The sequence below is a fragment of the Halomonas flagellata genome (assembly GCF_022487945.1).
In the GTDB taxonomy this organism is placed as follows: Bacteria; Pseudomonadota; Gammaproteobacteria; order Pseudomonadales; family Halomonadaceae; genus Halomonas; species Halomonas flagellata.
Window position 1 is genome coordinate 1 of sequence record NZ_JAKVPY010000015.1, and the last position, 17,417, is coordinate 17,417.

Below are 17,417 nucleotides of genomic sequence, written 5' to 3' on the forward strand. Positions count from 1 at the left end.
CTGACGTGCGGATAGCCCATCAGGGTCCGATGCCATGGGCATCATTAGTGAGACCGGATATACGTGTGCAGTCGTACCTACCGACCATCGAATTTCATGCTGGCAAACGGGGAGGACTCCATATACGGGCCATCGTCGTTTCTGGCCAGGCCACGTATAATGACCCCCCATTTCGCTGTGATGGCCGAGCCCCATGTCGATCCTGCTGGCCCTGGATGCCTCCTCGAGCGCCTGTTCCGTCGCCCTGCTGCGGCGCCGCGCGGGGGCCGATGACGAACTCCTCTCCCGCTTCGAACTGGCCCCCCGGGAGCACACCCGGCGGCTGCTGCCCCTGGTCGACGAGGTGCTCGCCGAGGCCGGCCTCGAGGCGACGGCCCTCGACGCCGTGGCCTACGGTCATGGCCCCGGCTCCTTCACCGGGCTGCGCATCGCCGCCGGGGCCGCCCAGGGGCTGGCCTATGGCCTCGACCGGCCGCTGATCGGTGTCTCGACGCTCGCCGCCCTGGCCCTGGGGGGGCATCGTCGCCACCACTTCCGCTACCTGGTCACCGCCCTGGACGCCCGCATGGGCGAGATCTACGTGGCCGCCTGGCAGTGCCGTGACGGCGTCCCCGAGCCGCTCGCCGAGGAGGCGGTGATGCCGCCGGCACGGCTGCGCCTGCCGTCGGGCCACGAGGATCATGACTGGGTGGGGGTCGGTTCCGGCTGGGGGCTATGGGATGCCATGCCCGCCGAGGTACAGGTCGGCATCGGCCAGCACCTGCCCGAGATGGAGGCCGACGCCGCCGACATGGTGCTGCTGGCGGCCCGGGCCTTCGAGGCGGGCGAGGGGCGAGCCCCCCACGAGGCCCAGCCGGTCTATCTGCGCGACCGGGTGGCCTGGAAGAAGGCGCGATGAGCGAGCGTCCGCCCCTGGTGGTTCACGGGGCGGCCCTGGCGGAACTGGCCGCCCGGCTCGGGATGCCCCTCGGCGAGCCGGAGGAGGCCGAGCTGACCCTGGAGCGCCGCGAGGACCGACTGGTGCTGGCCGGCGATCCCCGGCGCTACGGCCACCCCCTGGCGGTGGACTTCGTCGCCGGCCGGGCGGCCCATCGGCGCCGCTTCGGCGGCGGGCGTGGCCAGCTGATGGCCCGAGCGTGCGGCCTGGGCAAGGGCGTGACGCCGTCGGTGGTGGACGCCACCGCGGGACTGGGGCGCGACGCCTTCGTGCTGGCGAGCCTCGGTGCCGAGGTGCTGCTGGTGGAGCGGGTGGCGGCGATCTTCGCCCTGCTCGAGGATGGCGTGGCCCGGGCCCTGGCGGACCCCGAGACCGCCGAGGTCGCCGCCCGGATGCACCTGGTCCACGGCGATGCCACGCGGGAGCTCGATGCCCTGGTGGCGGCCAGCGGCGTGGCCCCCCAGGTGGTCCATCTCGACCCGATGTTTCCCCATCGCGACAAGTCGTCCCTGGTCAAGAAGGAGATGCGGCTCTTCCGGCTGCTGGCCGGTGACGACAACGACGCCCCACGGCTGCTGGAGGCGGCGCTGGACGTGGCCACGCACCGGGTGGTGGTCAAGCGACCACGCAAGGCGCCGCCCATTGCGGGGCCCGCGCCCCGGCACGTCATCGCGGGCAAGACCAGTCGCTACGACCTCTACGTGCACCGTTCGCTGACCAGCGGCTGAAGGGCGCGCGACTCAGGCCTCCCGGCGGCGGGTGAGCAGCTGCAGCCGGTGGCGCAGCGCCGGGTCGAACAGCTCGCGCGAGCGCTGGGCGGCCCGGCGCAGTCGCTCGTCGAACATGAGTCGCTCTCCCTCGCGCCACAGCCAGCCTTCTCGCTCCAGGCTCTCCACCAGGTTGGCGAACAGCCGGGTATCGAAGAACTCGGGGGCATCGAGTCCCGAGAGCAGGGCCAGTCGCTCGGCCAGCTGGCGGCTGCGCTCGGCCAGCTCTTCGGCGACCAGCTCGCCCGGACCGGCGTCGAGCAGTACCGCCAGCAGCAGGTAGCCGCGTTCCAGCGAAGGCTGCATCAGTTGGCCGAGCAGGCGCAGCCGTTCGCCGGCCTCGAGGGGTTCCTCGGGGCGACGCCACTCCTCGCCGGCGCGCTCGAGCAGCCCCTGGTCGACCAGCAGGTCGAGCATCTCGGCCAGCGCCGCGCGCAGTGAGGCCGGGGGTTCGATGACCAGCTCCCGGGCGAGTATCGGCCAGCTGGGCGAGAGCAGCGCCTCCAGGGTATCCAGGCGGTGGGTCGGCTGGCGGCGGAAGGCGAAGGCGACCAGGCCGGCCAGGGCGAAGAGATGCATCACGTTGTTGCGATACCAGGCCAGCAGGCCGGCCTGGCCGGCATCGGCGACCAGGATGTCGCCCAGCGGATGGCCTCGCCGCTCGACCATGCCCAGGGCCACCACCTGGTCGATCCACTCGACAGGAGTGCCCTCCGGGAGGCTGGTGTGGGCGCCGCCGGGATGGTGCCGCTGCAGGTCGACGAGCAGGGCGAGCTGGCGCTCGAGCAGGCTGACCTCTATGGCATGGTGAGGCGTGGCCAGCAGGACCAGGGCCACCAGGTTGACCGGATTGAGGGCCGCCGCGGCGTTGATGCGTCGACACAGCTCCTCGCCGAGCCGCGGCACCAGGGGAGTGAGCCAGGCGGGGCGTTCCTCGCCCAGGGTCTGGCGCCAGTCGCCCACCTCCCGGTCCAGGTAGTCGGCCAGGGTGAGGGGCTCGCCGACGTTCACCGCCACCCGGCCGAAGGGCTGGCGCAACTGGCCGAGCACCCGCAGCAGCGCCAGCGGGCTCTCCTTGCGCTTCCTGCCGCCGCGCAGCTCGCGCTGGTAGCTGGCATTCTCGATGATTCGTTCGTAGCCGATGTAGATCGGCACGAAGGCCAGCCGTTGCTGGCCGCTGCCGGCGGCGCGGCGCAGGTAGGAACGCAGGGTCATGAGCAGCATGCCGGGACGGGCGGCGAGCAGGCGCCCGCTGCGCGACCGTCCGCCCTCGATGAAGTACTCCAGCGGGTGACCGCGGGAGAGCAGCCGGTGCAGGTACTCGTTGAACACCGCCGCATAGAGCCGGTTGTCGCGGAAGCTGCGGCGCAGGAAGAAGGCGCCACCACGGCGCAGCAGCGGGCCGATCAGGGGCATGTCGAGGTTGCGGCCGGCGGCGATGTGCGGCGGCATCAGGCCATCCCGGTAGAGCACGTAGGAGAGCAGCAGATAGTCGATGTGGCTGCGGTGGCAGGGCACGTAGACCAGGGTATGGTCACCGGCCAGGCCCTTGACCCGCTCCAGGCCACGGACTTCCACGCCATCGTAGAGCCGGTTCCAGAGACGCCTGAGCAGGCCGTCCATGAAGCGCAGCACCGGGTAGGCCATGTTGGAGGCGATCTCGCGCCCGTAGCGCAGGGCGCGCTGCTGCAGGCGGGCCCGGGAGGTTCGCTCCTCCTCGGCCAGGGTCTCGATCACCTGGCGCACCTCGGGGCTGCGCACCACGCCTTCGATCAGGGTGCGCCGGTGGGAGAGGTCCGGCCCCAGTACCCGGGTGCGCAGGCGGCGGAAGTGCACGCGCAGCAGCCTGGCCGTCTTGCGGTTGGCGAGCGCCGCCCCGCGCTCGTCGAGCAGGTCGCCGAGCCGGAGCGGGGCCCCGAAGTGCAGCTCCACGTTCTTGCCGTTGACCAGCACCGAGAGCGCCCGGCGCAGGCGGCCGGTGAACTGCCAGCTGTCGGCGGCCAGCATCTTCCAGAAACCGAAGCGCTTGCCCGGCGCCCGGCCCCAGAAGACGCTGACCGGTACCAGCTGTACCTCGTGGTCGGGATGCCTCCGGCGCTGCTCGAGCAGCGCCAGGAAGGGCGCTTCTTCCCGCCGCGAGGCGCGTCGCCACAGGTGGCGGCGGGGTGAGGGCAGGGCGAGGCAGGCCGGCAGGGCGATCTCGCCGACGCGGCGCAGGCCGGCGGCCGGGGGCAGGCCGCGGGCGCGGCAGAGCGACTCGAGCAGCAGGGTGTCGGAGAGGGACGGGTGGGGCAGGACATAGAGCACCGGCAGCGTCGGGTCGAGGTCGAGCTCGTCGGTGGCGGGTTCGATCAGCCGGAACTCCACCCAGGAGGCGATCAGCCGTCGCAGCGGCGCGCGCAAGGGGGTCATCAGCGTGCGTATGAAGGCCATCCGATTGCCTTGGCTGAGGAGACGAGGTGGCCAGTATAGCCATCGCGGACCGGCCGGTCAGGGGCGCGGCTTTTCCTGGCCCGGCAAACGTGCGTCAATGCGGTGGAAAATCGCACAGGGACGCCGCCATGCACGGCATGTGGAGAGACGGCAATCACTTCCAGCTGCTGCCGGAGTCGGCACGCTTCCTGCCGGCCATGTTCGAGGCGGTCCAGGCGGCGCGCGAGTCGATACTGATCGAACTCTACCTGATGGAATCCGGCCGCCTGGCCTCGGCGCTTGCCGATGCACTGCTCAAGGCCGCCGAACGCGGCGTGGCGGTGATGCTGATGCTCGACGGCTATGGCGCCATGGGGCTCTCCAGTGACGACCGGGCGCGCCTCGAGGCGGGCGGGGTGGCGCTGCGCTTCTTCAACCCCCTGGGCTTCCATTCGCTGACCCGCAACCTGACTCGCGACCACCGCAAGCTGCTGGTGGTGGATGGCCGGGTGGCCTATACCGGCGGCTTCGGCGCGGTCGACGAGTTCCTCGACGCCTGGTACGAGGTGGCGGTGCGTATCGAGGGGCCGGTAGTGGCCGACTGGGTGCGGCTGTTCTGCCGCCTGTGGGATTCGCCGCTGACCCGGGGCAGCGGCCAGCCCGACCTGGTGCACAACCTGCGCCTGGATGTGTCGCCCCACGAGGACTACCGGGGCATGCGCGGGCGGGTGGTCTGGGGCCAGGGCTATCGCTACCAGGCAATCCGCCATTCGCTGCAGCGCCAGGTGTCGTCGGCGCGAGGCCGGATCTGGATCTGCACGCCCTATTTCGTGCCCACCTTCAGCCTGCGCCTGCGGTTGGCGCGGGCGGCCCGCCGCGGGGTCGACGTGCGCCTGCTGCTGCCGGGCGAGCTGCACGATCATCCCGGCATCCGCTACGCCGGCCAGCGCTTCTACGGTCGCCTGCTCAAGGCCGGGGTGCGCATCTTCGAGTTCCAGCCCACCTTCATCCACGCCAAGTTCTCGCTGGCCGATCACTGGGCGAGCATCGGCTCGTGCAACTTCGACCACTGGAGCCTGCACTGGAACCTGGAGGCCAACCAGGAGGTGGATGACCACCGCTTCGCCGAGGAGGTGGCCGAGCTGTTCGAGCGCAACTTCGCTACCAGCCGCGAGATCCGGCGGGAGGAGTGGTCCCGGCGCCCCCGCTGGCAGCGCCTCAAGGAGTGGCTGTTCGGCAGCCTGGACGGGCTGCTGACGCGGCTACGCTAGCCACGAGCCACGAGCCACGAGCCACGAGCCACGAGCCACGAGCCACGAGCCACGAGCCACGAGCCACGAGCCACGAGCCACGAGCCACGAGCCACGAGCCACGAGCCACGAGCTAAACTGCTGCCCGAAGCCCGAAGCCCGAAGCCGCTCTCGATAGTTCACCGAAGCCCGAAGCCGCTCTCGATAGTTCACCGAAGCCCGAAGCCCGAAGCGCTTACCGCTTGCCCTTGCCGCCGCGACCGGCGGGCTTCTTCTTGCGTGGGGTAGGCTTGGGGGTTTCCGGCGGGACGCGGTAGTGCAGGTAGAGGTCCAGCACCAGTTCCGGCAGTTGGCTGACCAGGGCCTCGAGTCGCGCGGTGTCGGCGGTGAACTCGGCCATGTCCGGCTCCTCGTCGAACAGCCCCGAGAGTGCCATGAAGGGCAGCAGCAGGGTGGCGGCGGCCTCCTCGTCGTCCTCGAACCAGGCCGCCTCGTCGAGGAAGACCCCCTCCATGAAACCGGCACACCAGTCGCCGATCGGCGTCTCCTCCGGTGCCAGGCCGTCGAGGGTGAGTTCGAAGGGCAGTTCCGGCAGTAGGCCCTGTTCCAGGGCGGCGATGGCGTTGCGCCTGAGCTGCTCCAGCAGCCCGAGGATGGTCTCGCGCTCATTGTCGTCGGCGAAGGCCGGCTCCCCGTGGAAGAGCTCGGCGACCCAGCTGGCGGGGGGCACGTCGCTGGGCGCCACGGCCAGCGCCACCAGGAAGCCGTGGGCGCCGATCAGGTCCAGGGCATCGGCGTCGACCCGCTCGGAATCGAGGAAGTCGTCGAGCAGGTCGAGGGCATCGTCGTCGAGGAGGGGAGCGGGCTGCGGGGTATCGGACATCGGTACTCTCACGGAAGAGACAGGACAATGACTATTAACGTTTCTTTGCCCACCTTGGTGGGGCGGGGGTATCCCGGCGCCCCTCGTCAATGGCCAACTGCAATAGCCCTGACGGACGGGGGGAGAGACTTTACGCCCGGCGGGCGAACGGCCATTCTAGCATCCCATGAACACTCCCGTGCTGCCCCATCCCGATCCCGACCGGCTGGCCGCCCTCGACCACGAGGCGCTGCTGGCGGCCCTGCACGAGCGGGTCGAGGCCGCCTGGCGGCTGTGCCACGAGGTGCACCCCGGGCTGCCGCGGCCACGGGTGTGGTGCGACCTGCGCGGCAAGTCCGCCGGCCAGGCCCATTTCGGGCGCGGTGGGCTGCGTTTCAATCCGGTGCTGTTGGCCGAGAACCGCGAGACCTTCCTGGTCGAGGTGGTGCCCCACGAGATGGCCCACTGGCTGGTTCAGCATCTCGACGATGGCCACCTGGCCCGGCCCCATGGCCGCGAGTGGCAGACGGTGATGCGCCGGCTCTTCGGTCTCGAGCCACGCACCACCCACCGCTTCGACACCCGCCGGGCGAGCCCCGCGCCGCACCGCTACCGCTGCGGTTGCCGCGAGCACGGCTTCACCGCCCGTCGTCACGCCATGGCCCGCCGGGGACATCGCTACCGCTGCCGTCACTGTGCTCAGACCTTGGTCTATCTCGGCCGTGCCGCGCTCGAAAACTAGTGCGTAAGTTATTGTGCTGAAAAGGAAAAATGTTGCTACCAATGTCTAAAGGGAAGGCCGTGGCCGGCGGTATATGCTGGTGTCACCTTATATGGTGCCGGCGCGCCCGACGACGACGCGGCCGGCGACGTTAACCAGGGTGCATCTCCCGGAAGAGGCAAACCATGACCGAACAGCAGAAAGTCCATCCGGTACGCGACGATTTCGCCGCCAATGCCCACGCCGACTGGGCCAAGTACCAGGCCATGTACCAGCAGTCGCTGGACGATCCGGAAGGGTTCTGGGCCGAGCAGGCGAAGCGTCTCGACTGGATCAAGGTGCCGACGAAGATCAAGCATACGAGCTTCGATTCGCACAACGTCGACATCCGCTGGTTCGAGGACGGCACCCTCAACGCCAGTGCCAACTGTCTCGACCGCCACCTGGCGACCCGTGGCGACCAGACCGCCATCATCTGGGAAGGCGACGACCCCGCCGATTCCCGGCACGTCACCTACCGCGAGCTCTACGAGCACACCTGTCAGCTGGCCAATGGCCTCAAGGAGCTGGGTGTCAGCAAGGGCGACGTGGTCACGCTCTACATGCCGATGATCCCCGAGGCGGCCGTGGCCATGTTGGCCTGCGCGCGCATCGGCGCCGTCCACTCGGTGGTGTTCGGCGGTTTCTCGCCGGATGCCCTGGCGCAACGTGTCGTCGGCGCCGATTCCAAGCTGGTGATCACCGCCGACGAGTCGGTGCGCGGCGGCAAGCAGGTGCCGCTGAAGGACAACGTCGATGCGGCCCTGACCCGCCCGGGCACCGAGGTCTGCGAGAAGGTGCTGGTGGTCAAGCGCACCGGCGGCGAGATCGACTGGCAGGACGGCCGCGACGTCTGGTATCAGGACCTGGTCGATCGCCAGTCCACCGACTGCCCGGCCGAGGAGATGAACGCCGAGGATCCGCTGTTCATCCTCTACACCTCCGGTTCCACCGGCGCGCCCAAGGGGCTCAAGCATACCACCGGTGGCTACCTCGCCTACGCCAGCCTGACCCACCACTACGTCTTCGACTATCAGGACGGCGAGGTCTACTGGTGCACCGCCGACGTGGGCTGGGTCACCGGCCACAGCTACATCGTCTACGGGCCGCTGGCCAACGGCGCGATCACCCTGATGTTCGAGGGGGTGCCGAGCTATCCGAGCCACGGCCGCATGGGCGAGATCGTCGACAAGCACAAGGTCAGCGTCCTCTACACCGCGCCGACCGCCATCCGCGCGCTGATGGCCCATGGCGATGACGTCATGGCCTCGAGCCGGCGCGACAGCCTGCGCCTGCTCGGCTCGGTGGGCGAGCCGATCAACCCCGAGGCCTGGGAGTGGTTCTACCGGGTGATCGGCAACTCCAAGTGCCCGATCGTCGACACCTGGTGGCAGACCGAGACCGGCGGCATCATGATCGCCCCGCTGCCGGGCGCCATGGACCTCAAGCCCGGTTCGGCGACCCTGCCGTTCTTCGGCGTGGTGCCGGCGCTGGTCGACAACGAGGGCAACCTGCTCGAGGGGGCCACCGAGGGCAACCTGGTGATCCTGGACTCCTGGCCCGGCCAGGCCCGCTCGATCTGGGGCGACCACGACCGTTTCGTCCAGACCTACTTCTCCACCTACCAGGGCATGTACTTCACCGGCGACGGCTGCCGTCGCGACGAGGACGGTTACTACTGGATCACCGGCCGGGTCGACGACGTGCTCAACGTTTCCGGCCACCGCATGGGCACCGCCGAGATCGAGTCCTCGCTGGTTGCGCATGATGCCGTGGCCGAGGCCGCCGTGGTCGGCTTCCCCCATGACATCAAGGGCCAGGGCATCTATATCTACGTCACCCTGACCGATGGCGTGGAGCCCAGCGACGCCCTGAAGAAGGAGCTGACCCAGTGGGTGCGCAAGGATATCGGGCCGATCGCCTCACCGGATGTCATCCAGTGGGCCCCGGGCCTGCCCAAGACCCGCTCGGGCAAGATCATGCGTCGTATCCTGCGCAAGATCGCCGCCAACGAGTGCGACGGCCTGGGCGACACCAGCACCCTGGCCGACCCGTCGGTGGTCGATGAACTGATCGAGCACCGCGCCAATCGCTGACGGCAGAGACCGTCGGCAGGGGCGCTCCCGTGCATGCCGGCTCGCGCCGGGAGAGCACGCCAGCGCCCCGCCTTCCCCTTTCCCTGCCGGCCCTCGTGGCCGGCTTTTGCGTATTCGTTGACGCCCTTTGTCGACAGCGCTCGTCGAGCGCTTGGGAAAGCCTTCCCGCATGGGGTAACATGCCGTCATCGATAGAAGAGCCCAGCGTGGCGGCCGTCGGCCCGCTGCTCGAGGAACCGGAGGAGAATCCATGGCCTTTGCCCAGAAATTCATCGTCGCCGATGACCATCCGCTGTTCCGTGCAGCCCTGACCCAGGCACTACGCCAACTGGCGCCCCAGGCCGAGATCGTCGAATCGGACACCATGGAGGCCACCACCGAGGTGGTGACCCGCCATCCCGATGCCGACCTGATCCTGCTCGACCTGCATATGCCGGGAGCGCATGGGTTTTCTGGTCTCATTCAGTTGAGAGGCCAGACCCCGGACATCCCGGTGGCGGTGGTCTCGGGCAGCGACGAGCCCCATGTGGTGCGTCGCGCCATCGACTATGGCGCCTCGGGCTTCATTCCCAAGTCGTCGTCGCTTGCGCTGATCGCCGAGGCGGTGGGCGAGATCCTCGACGGTGAGGTGTGGTTGCCGGCCGAGCTCGCCGAGGCGATGGGCGAATCCGACGAGGAGGAGACCCGCTTCGCCGAGGCGATCGCCTCGCTGACCCCCCAGCAATTCCGGGTGCTCAACATGCTCACCGAAGGCCTGCTCAACAAGCAGATCGCCTATGAACTCAACGTCTCCGAGGCGACCATCAAGGCCCATGTCACCGCCATCCTGCGCAAGCTCGGGGTGCACTCCCGCACCCAGGCGGTGATCGCCGCCCAGAAGCTCGAGGTCGAGCCGCCCAAGGTCGAGTCGTAAGCCCGAGCTGGAAGATAGCCGCCTACGCGAGCGGCGCCGGGGCCAGGCCGGCGCGGAGGTCCTTTTCCAGGGATGGAAAAGGTAGCGCCCAGGGATGGGTTCACAGCGCCTCCGCGAAGGCCTGTCGCCGGGTAAGCCGCGACTTCTCTCCCCACCAGCCTGCTGCCGGATACGACGGCCACTGCGCTCGCGATCCCGGGAACGAAACCCTGGCACTTCGCTTGCGGCCTGCGCGTCGGGCCGGAACAAGGTCCCTCTTGCCGGCCCTGAATCGGCATCCCTGCCGATTCCCACGCGCCACTTCGCTCAATGCCAGCGTTCCCGGGTATATCTCGCTTCACTGCAGTGCCGTCTTGTTCCGTGGGGCTGGGCGTTACCCCTCCTGCCTGGCCGCCCGGCTCGCCTGCAGGGTGCGGGTAAGGAGGGCGCGCAGGGCCGCGGGGCGCACCGGCTTGAGCAGCAGCTGGTAGCCGCTGCGCTTGATCTCCTCGGCCACCTCCTCGGTGCGGTCCGCGGTGATGACGATGCCCGGTGTCGCTCCCTCCAGCCGCTCGCCGAGGGCCTCCAGGGCCATCAGGCCGGTGACCTCGTTGTCCAGGTGGTAGTCGGCGAGAATGGCGTCCGGGTCGCCGTCCAGATGGCGCAGTACCGACTTGGCGCCGCCGATGGTGGTGGCGGTGAATACTTCGCAGCCCCAGCCAGAGAGCATTGCCTTCATGCCCTCGAGGATCAGCGACTCGTTGTCGATGCACAGCACCCGGGTGCCGGCCAGCTTGTTGCCGGCCCGCCTGGGGGTGGCATCCTCGGCCTGCTGGGCCTCGGTGCGCGCGGCCACCACCGGCACACTGACCGAGAACATGGTGCCGACGCCCTCCCGAGAGTGCACCCTGATGGGGTGGTCGAGCACCCGACACATGCGATCGGCGATGGAGAGGCCCAGGCCGAGCCCCTTCTCGCTCTCCTTGTGCCGTGAGGCCTGGTCGAGGCGGCGGAACTCCTGGAATATCTCGGCTTGCTTGGAGTCGGGGATCCCCGGGCCACTGTCCCACACCTCGATGGCGAGTCGTTCGCCGTGGCGACGGCACCCCAGCAACACGCGCCCCTCCTGGGTATAGCGGATGGCGTTCGACAGGAAGTTCTGGATGATCCGGCGCAGCATCTGGGAGTCGCTGTCGACCCAGGAACGGGTCGGCACCACCACCAGGTCGAGGCCGCGGTCTTCGGCCATCACCTCGAACTCGGCACGCAGTGGGCGGAAGACGTCGGCCAGGGCGAAGTGGCTGCGCCGCGGGGTCAGGGCGCCGGCATCGAGCTTGGAGATATCGAGCAGGGTGCCGAGCAGCTCCTCGGCGGCCTGCAGCGAGTTGTCGATATGGCCGATGGTGCGTTTCATGTCGGCGGCATCCATCTCCTGGGAGAGCGCCGAGGTGAACAGCCGCGCGGCATTGAGCGGCTGCAGCAGGTCGTGGCTGGCCGCGGCCAGGAAGCGGGTCTTGGAGGCGTTGGCGTCTTCTGCCACCTGCTTGGCCTGGCGCAGGGCCAATTCTGCCTCGGCGCGTACCCGGTTCTCCTGACGCAGGGCGGCGTTGGCCTCGGAGAGCGCCTGGGTCCGCTCGCGGACCCGCTCCTCCAGGGTCTCGTTGGTCTCCTTGAGGGCGATCTCCGCCAGGCGCCGCTCGGTGATGTCCTGGTAGAGGGCGAAGAAGCCGAGGATGGCGCCGCTGTCGCCGAAATGCGGCGTGTAGGTGACCAGCATGTAGCGGGTCCCCTCGGAGAGGGGCAGCGAGACCTCGAAACTGACCCGCTCGCCGCTCAGGGCCCGCTCGATCCAGGGGGCCCGGTTGCGGGCCATCTCCGGCGAGATCACCTGCTCGATATGCTTGCCGATCACCGCGTTGCGGTCGATGCCGAAGGCCTGCTCGTAGGCGCGGTTGGTGAAGAGGTAGCGGCACTCCTTGTCGAAGTAGGCGATCAGCGCCGGCACGTTGTCGGTGTAGATGCGGATGTTGTTTTCCGAGCGGATCAGCGCTTCCTCGATGCGCTTCTGCTGGGTGATGTCCTGGTAGGTGTAGACGAAACCGCCACCGGGCATGGGATTGCCCTGCACCTCCAGCACACTGCCGTCCTGGCGGTAGCGCACGTAGCGATGAGGGTGACCCTCGCGGATATTGTCGATCAGCAGTCGCACGTGCTCCTCGGGATCGCCGGGGCCGTACTCGCCGTTGTGGGCGTTGTAGCGGAAGATCTTGTCCATCGGGGCGCCGACCCGGATCAGGTGGTCGGGAAAGCGGAACAGCTCCAGGTAACGCTGGTTCCACACCACCAGCCGCAGGTTCTGGTCGACCACGCTGATGCCCTGGTTGATGTTCTCGATGGTGGCCTGCAGCAGGGCACGGTTGAACTCCAGCACCTGGGAGGCCTCGTCGACGATGGAGATGACGTCCGAGATGCCGATGCCGCGCCCCTGCAGGGCCGAGTTGACCACGATGCGCGCCGAGGAGGCACCCAGCACCGAGGCCAGGAAGCGCTCGGTGAACTGGATCACGTCGATCGAGGCGCGGGTGCTGTCGTCCAGCGTCTTGCCGGTGCGCCGGGCATAGTCGTCGAAGGCGCGGCTCACCTGGCCGGCGCCAAGGAAGCGCTCGCACAGCACCTTGAGGTCGCCGACGGTGGTGGCACCGGTCCAGGGGCGGTTCACCGAGGTCTGGCGGGTCTCGACGCTGTCGACGAATAGCGAGGCCTGGATGCGCTCGACCACCCGCTGGGGGGTCATCTGCGAGATGAAGATGTAGCAGAAGAGATTGATGCCCAGCGAGAGCATCACGCCGTGGGTGAAGCTGTCGCCAACATTGAGGCCGAACAGCGAGGTGGGGGTGAGCCAGGCAATGCCGAGCGGCCCGCCGGCGAGCCAGTGTCCCGGCAGCACCCCGGCGGAGATCATCGCCGGCATCAGCAGGCTGTAGGCCCAGATGGCGAAGCCCGCGTTCATGCCGACGATCACCCCGAGGCGGTTGCCGCGCTTCCAGTAGAGGCCGCCGATCAGGGCCGGGGCGAACTGGGCGGCGGCGGCGAACGACAGCATGCCGATGGAGGCCAGCGAGGTGAATTCGCCGATCAGCTGGTAGAAGCCGTAGGCCAGCCCCAGGATCACGGCGATGGTGATGCGCCGCGCGCGCAGCACCAGGCGGCCGTAGTCGCGTGCCTTGGTGTCGAACCAGCGCAGGCGGAACAGCGCCGGGATCACGATCTCGTTGGAGATCATGATCGATACCGCCACGGCGGCGACGATCACCATGCCGGTGGCCGCCGAGAAGCCGCCGATGAAGGTCAGCAGGGTCAGCCACTCGTTGTTCGCCGCCATCGGCAGCGCCAGCACATAGGTGTCCGGCTCGATGCCGCTGTCGGCGAACATCGTCAGGCCGGCGGCGGCCAGCGGCAGCACGAAGAAGGCGAAGGCCACCAGGTAGAGCGGAAAGAGCCAGCGTGCCTTGGTGGCGTCGTCGCGGTGGGTATTCTCCACCACCGCCACGTGGAACTGGCGGGGCAGGCAGAGGATGGCCAGCATGGCGAGCAGGGTCTGGGCCCAGAAGCTCTGGCCGAAGTCCTGCTGGGCGAGCTGACGCTGCAGTTCCAGCTGGGTCTCGGCCCGCCCCAGCAGATCGCCGAGGCCGTCGAACATGCCCCAGGTGACGTAGGCGCCGAGTATCAGGAAGGCGAGCAGCTTGACCAGCGACTCGAAGGCCACGGCGTGGATCAGCCCCTCGTGGTGCTCGGTGGCGTCGGTGTGGCGAGTGCCGAAGAGGATGGCGAAGGCCGCCATCACCAGCGCCACGTAGAAGGCGGTGTCGCCGAACAGCGGGGTGCGGGTGATGTCGGTGGCATCGGTGAGCACGGCGAAGGAGGTGGCCACCGCCTTCAGCTGCAGGGCGATGTAGGGCAGGGTGCCGATCAGCGCCACCAGGCTGGCGAAGGCCGCCAGCGACTGGGTCTTGCCGTAGCGCGAGGCGATGAAATCGGCGATCGAGGTAACGTTCTGGTGCTTGGCGACGCGGATCATCTTGGCCAGCACCGGCCAGAACAGCAGGAACGTCAGGATCGGCCCGGCATAGATGCTGGCGAAGGACCAGCCGGCGGTGGCCGCCTGGCCCACGGCGCCATAGAAGGTCCAGGAGGTGCAGTAGATGGCCAGCGCCAGGCTGTAGATCACCGGGCGGCGCCGGCTGGCGCCGTGCTCGCGGGCACGGCGGTCGCCCCGCCAGGCGATGGCGAACAGCACGGCGATGTAGAGCAACGAAACGGCGATCAGCAGCCAGCCAGCGAACATGCGCACTCCCCCCTGTGTGCGCCCATTCTAGGGCAATGCCGCCCGAGAGGGCAGCCGGGCGTCGCTCGGTCGACCGCTGGCCGTCAGTTGCCAGGGAAGGCAGGTCACTCCTCGGTGCATACCGCCTGGAACAGGGGGGCTTCGGCGTCGATACTGCTCAGCTCGGCGAAGCGTGGCCGGCGCTCCTCACCCACGAGGGGCAGCTTGGATTGCGTGGTGCAGTTCATCAGCCAGGCCTGGTGTGACACCTGGTCCACGTACTGTCGTTCGAAGCGATAGAGAATGAACTCGACCAGTCGGTGGTGCTCCACCTGCGTCGGGACCAGGTTGTCCCGGTCCACGACGCTGAAGGCCGTGGTCATGGGGAAGATGTAGGTCCAGGGACGCCAGAAGGCACCGCCCTTCTCGATGGAGACGACCCGAGCCGACTCGGGCAGTTGGAGCTGTTTCTGGCTGAACCAGGAGTACTCGTAGTGTATCTGGTAGCCCAGCATGCCGAGGCCGGCACAGACGGGGATGATCCAGCGTGGCAGCCGCTTGCCGCTGACGAGACGCAGCAGCAGGCCGATCCCCGCGGCGCCCAGGCCGGCAAAAATCGCCCCGATCAAATGCCATAACATAAATCGACCTTCCTGAAAGAGATCGGGCTTCCCCATGGAAGCCCGATCCGGTTTGGGTCCCCGACCCGGAGCCCGGGTCGGGCAGCCATTATGGCTTAGTGGCCGGTCGCGATACCAGCACCCTTCGGATAGCGGACGCTTTCCACCAGGTCCTGGATTTCCTGCGGCGGCTCCTCGGTGGCGCTGGAGACGGCGAAGGCCACGGCGAAGTTGAAGATCGCGCCGACCGCACCGAAGGAGAGCGGCGAGATGCCCAGGATCCAGTTGTCCGGCGTGTTGGGCAGCATGTTGGTCTCCGGAATGAAGAACCAGCCCAGGTAGGTGAAGATGTAGAGCAGGGTAGTGCCCAGGCCGGTCAGCATGCCGGCAACGGCGCCCTTGTTGTTCACCCGCTTGGAGAAGATGCCCATCATCAGCGCCGGGAACAGCGAGGCACCGGCGATACCGAAGGCTAGCGCCACCGTCTGTGCCGCGAAGCCCGGGGGATTCAGGCCCAGGTAGGTCGCCAGCAGGATGGCGCCGGCCATGGAGATCCGCGCCGCCAGCATCTCGCCCTTCTCGGTGATCTTCGGGTTGATCATGGTCTTGATCAGGTCATGGCTGATGGCCGAGGAGATGGCCAGCAGCAGGCCGGCGGCCGTGGACAGTGCCGCAGCGATACCACCGGCGGCGATCAGGCCGATGACCCAGCTCGGCAGGTTGGCGATCTCCGGGTTGGCGAGGACCAGGATGTCGTTGTTGACGGTAAGTTCGCTGCCTTCCCAGCCACGTTCTGCGGCGGTTGAAGCGAAGGCTTCGTTGCCGTCGTTGTAGACCTGGATGCGGCCGTCGCCGTTCTTGTCCTCGAAGGTGATCAGGCCGGTCTCTTCCCAGGTCCGGACCCACTCGGGACGCTCCTCGTAGAGGATGGGGTTGGTGGCGGCTTCATCGTAGTTCTCGACCTGGCCGGCCATATCCGGATAGACGGTGGTCATCAGGTTCAGGCGTGCCATGGACCCCACCGCGGGAGCGGTCAGGTAGAGCAGGGCGATGAACACCAGGGCCCAGCCGGCAGACCAGCGCGCATCGGCCACCTTCGGCACGGTGAAGAAGCGGATGATGACGTGAGGCAGGCCCGCGGTACCGACCATCAGCGACAGGGTGAACAGCACCATGTTGAGCTTGTTGTCGACATCGGCCGTGTAGTCGCGGAAGCCCAGCGCATTGATCACGTCATCCAGCTTCGCCAGCAGCGGCACACCGGACTCGGAGTGGGTGCTGAACAGGCCCAGGCCGGGAATGGGGTTGCCGGTCAGCTCCAGCGAGATGAACACGGCCGGGATAGTGTAGGCGATGATCAGCACGATGTACTGGGCCACCTGGGTGTAGGTGATGCCCTTCATGCCGCCGAAGACCGCGTAGAGGAAGACGATGAAGGCCGCGATCCAGATGCCCCAGGTATTGGAGACTTCCAGGAAGCGGGAGAAGGCCACGCCAGCACCGGTCATCTGGCCGATGACGTAGGTGATCGAGGCGACGACCAGGCAGATCACGGCGACCAGGCGGGCGGTGTTGCTGTAGAAGCGGTCACCGATGAAGTCGGGCACCGTGAACTTGCCGAACTTGCGCAGGTAGGGCGCCAGCAGCATGGCCAGGATGACGTAGCCACCGGTCCAGCCCATCAGGAAGGTGGAGTTGGCGTAGCCCCCGGAGGCCAGCAGGCCCGCCATGGAGATGAAGGAGGCCGCGGACATCCAGTCGGCGGCGGTCGCCATGCCGTTGGTGATCGGGTGCACGCCGCCACCGGCCACGTAGAAGTCCTTGGTCGATCCGGCACGGGCCCAGATCGCGATGCCGATGTAGAGGGCGAAGGAGGCCCCTACGAACAGCAGGTTGATGGCAAACTGACTCATGCTGGCTTACTCCCCGAGTCCGAACTGTTTATCGAGTCGGTTCATCTTCCACGCGTAGAAGAAGATGATGCCGATGAAGGTCAGGATCGAACCCTGCTGGGCGAACCAGAAGCCCAGGTCCGTACCGCCGATGGGAATGGCTGACAGCAGGGGACGTAGCAGGATGGCGAATCCGTAGGACACCAGCGCCCAGACGATCAGGCAGCCGGCAATCAGACGGATGTTCGCCTTCCAGTAAGCAGCGGCATTGGATTTCTCATCTGCCATGGTGTTGCTCTCCACTTGTTATTGAGAGGGTGAGAAGGTGCGCCGATCATTCCACAAGCCCCATCGGGGCAATCGCACGTATACAACGACTCCCCCTCGAACGGTCCTCCTGTACGAGGATATTGCCAGCCTGTCGGTGACAAGGATTGTCGACGTGCGATTGCCCCGCATGACTCATGGTGGATACTGGGCAATGAACGGGAAAAATAAATCCCAGACTTTGGTATCATGAATAAATAGCGATGGAATGTCGTTTGTAGTTTTCTTTACATATCAGCACTTTATTAGCTGTTGTGGCCGTAGGTTGCGAGTCATCC

12 protein-coding genes are annotated in these 17,417 nt (G+C 67.6%); 6 read left to right on the forward strand and 6 right to left on the reverse strand.

Annotation, left to right across the window (positions count from 1 at the left end):
* The first annotated feature begins 193 nt into the window (after window positions 1-193).
* Complete coding sequence (gene tsaB, locus MKP05_RS13030) at window positions 194-898, forward strand: tRNA (adenosine(37)-N6)-threonylcarbamoyltransferase complex dimerization subunit type 1 TsaB (RefSeq protein WP_110283231.1); 705 nt, start codon at window positions 194-196, stop codon at window positions 896-898.
* Window positions 899-960: 62 nt separating this feature from the next.
* Window positions 961-1,665 (forward strand): class I SAM-dependent methyltransferase, encoded by a 705-nt coding sequence (locus tag MKP05_RS13035; RefSeq protein WP_240568753.1) that lies wholly within the window; start codon window positions 961-963, stop codon window positions 1,663-1,665.
* 12 nt (window positions 1,666-1,677) lie between these two features.
* Here MKP05_RS13035 and plsB read toward each other — a convergent pair whose 3' ends face one another.
* Entirely contained in the window at window positions 1,678-4,137 is a 2,460-nt protein-coding gene (plsB, locus tag MKP05_RS13040; protein ID WP_240568659.1) for a glycerol-3-phosphate 1-O-acyltransferase PlsB, read from the reverse strand.
* 128 nt (window positions 4,138-4,265) lie between these two features.
* Between plsB and MKP05_RS13045 the strand changes: the two genes are divergently transcribed.
* The gene (locus MKP05_RS13045) at window positions 4,266-5,387 is read left to right on the forward strand and encodes a phospholipase D-like domain-containing protein (RefSeq protein ID WP_110283233.1); all 1,122 of its coding nucleotides are present in this window, start codon (window positions 4,266-4,268) and stop codon (window positions 5,385-5,387) included.
* Window positions 5,388-5,601: 214 nt separating this feature from the next.
* On the opposite strand, the gene MKP05_RS13050 is transcribed toward MKP05_RS13045, so the two are convergent.
* Window positions 5,602-6,249, reverse strand: a complete 648-nt coding sequence (locus MKP05_RS13050; RefSeq protein WP_240568661.1) for a YecA/YgfB family protein — start codon at window positions 6,247-6,249, stop codon at window positions 5,602-5,604.
* 166 nt (window positions 6,250-6,415) lie between these two features.
* On the opposite strand from MKP05_RS13050, the gene MKP05_RS13055 reads away from it, so the two are divergent.
* From MKP05_RS13055 to MKP05_RS13065, 3 genes are all read left to right on the forward strand, one after another.
* Window positions 6,416-6,970 (forward strand): SprT family zinc-dependent metalloprotease, encoded by a 555-nt coding sequence (locus tag MKP05_RS13055; RefSeq protein ID WP_240568663.1) that lies wholly within the window; start codon window positions 6,416-6,418, stop codon window positions 6,968-6,970.
* A 164-nt stretch (window positions 6,971-7,134) separates the two neighbouring features.
* Window positions 7,135-9,084, forward strand: a complete 1,950-nt coding sequence (acs, locus tag MKP05_RS13060) for an acetate--CoA ligase (protein WP_240568664.1) — start codon at window positions 7,135-7,137, stop codon at window positions 9,082-9,084.
* A gap of 250 nt (window positions 9,085-9,334) precedes the next feature.
* A complete protein-coding gene (locus MKP05_RS13065) occupies window positions 9,335-9,997 on the forward strand; it encodes a LuxR C-terminal-related transcriptional regulator (RefSeq protein ID WP_110283237.1) in 663 nt (220 codons plus the stop codon).
* Between the two features lie 373 nt (window positions 9,998-10,370).
* Here the strand turns inward: MKP05_RS13065 and MKP05_RS13070 are convergent, their stop codons facing one another.
* The 4 genes from MKP05_RS13070 to MKP05_RS13085 all read right to left on the reverse strand — a co-directional run bounded on the left by MKP05_RS13070 (window position 10,371) and on the right by MKP05_RS13085 (window position 17,100).
* A complete protein-coding gene (locus MKP05_RS13070; protein WP_240568666.1) occupies window positions 10,371-14,321 on the reverse strand; it encodes a hybrid sensor histidine kinase/response regulator in 3,951 nt (1,316 codons plus the stop codon).
* Window positions 14,322-14,425: 104 nt separating this feature from the next.
* A complete protein-coding gene (locus MKP05_RS13075; RefSeq protein WP_240568667.1) occupies window positions 14,426-14,941 on the reverse strand; it encodes a hypothetical protein in 516 nt (171 codons plus the stop codon).
* Window positions 14,942-15,036: 95 nt separating this feature from the next.
* A complete protein-coding gene (locus tag MKP05_RS13080) occupies window positions 15,037-16,833 on the reverse strand; it encodes a sodium:solute symporter family protein (protein WP_110283240.1) in 1,797 nt (598 codons plus the stop codon).
* A gap of 6 nt (window positions 16,834-16,839) precedes the next feature.
* Entirely contained in the window at window positions 16,840-17,100 is a 261-nt protein-coding gene (locus MKP05_RS13085; protein WP_110283241.1) for a DUF4212 domain-containing protein, read from the reverse strand.
* Between the last annotated feature and the right edge of the window lie 317 nt (window positions 17,101-17,417).

Excerpts from the sequence above, each read along its gene's own strand:
- tsaB (WP_110283231.1), top strand. The coding sequence starts at position 194 with ATGTCGATCCTGCTGGCCCTGGATGCCTCCTCGAGCGCCTGTTCCGTC.
- MKP05_RS13035 (WP_240568753.1), top strand. The coding sequence starts at position 961 with ATGCCCCTCGGCGAGCCGGAGGAGGCCGAGCTGACCCTGGAGCGCCGC.
- plsB (WP_240568659.1), bottom strand. The coding sequence starts at position 4,137 with ATGGCCTTCATACGCACGCTGATGACCCCCTTGCGCGCGCCGCTGCGA.
- MKP05_RS13045 (WP_110283233.1), top strand. The coding sequence starts at position 4,266 with ATGCACGGCATGTGGAGAGACGGCAATCACTTCCAGCTGCTGCCGGAG.
- MKP05_RS13050 (WP_240568661.1), bottom strand. The coding sequence starts at position 6,249 with ATGTCCGATACCCCGCAGCCCGCTCCCCTCCTCGACGACGATGCCCTC.
- MKP05_RS13055 (WP_240568663.1), top strand. The coding sequence starts at position 6,416 with ATGAACACTCCCGTGCTGCCCCATCCCGATCCCGACCGGCTGGCCGCC.
- acs (WP_240568664.1), top strand. The coding sequence starts at position 7,135 with ATGACCGAACAGCAGAAAGTCCATCCGGTACGCGACGATTTCGCCGCC.
- MKP05_RS13065 (WP_110283237.1), top strand. The coding sequence starts at position 9,335 with ATGGCCTTTGCCCAGAAATTCATCGTCGCCGATGACCATCCGCTGTTC.
- MKP05_RS13070 (WP_240568666.1), bottom strand. The coding sequence starts at position 14,321 with ATGTTCGCTGGCTGGCTGCTGATCGCCGTTTCGTTGCTCTACATCGCC.
- MKP05_RS13075 (WP_240568667.1), bottom strand. The coding sequence starts at position 14,941 with ATGTTATGGCATTTGATCGGGGCGATTTTTGCCGGCCTGGGCGCCGCG.
- MKP05_RS13080 (WP_110283240.1), bottom strand. The coding sequence starts at position 16,833 with ATGAGTCAGTTTGCCATCAACCTGCTGTTCGTAGGGGCCTCCTTCGCC.
- MKP05_RS13085 (WP_110283241.1), bottom strand. The coding sequence starts at position 17,100 with ATGGCAGATGAGAAATCCAATGCCGCTGCTTACTGGAAGGCGAACATC.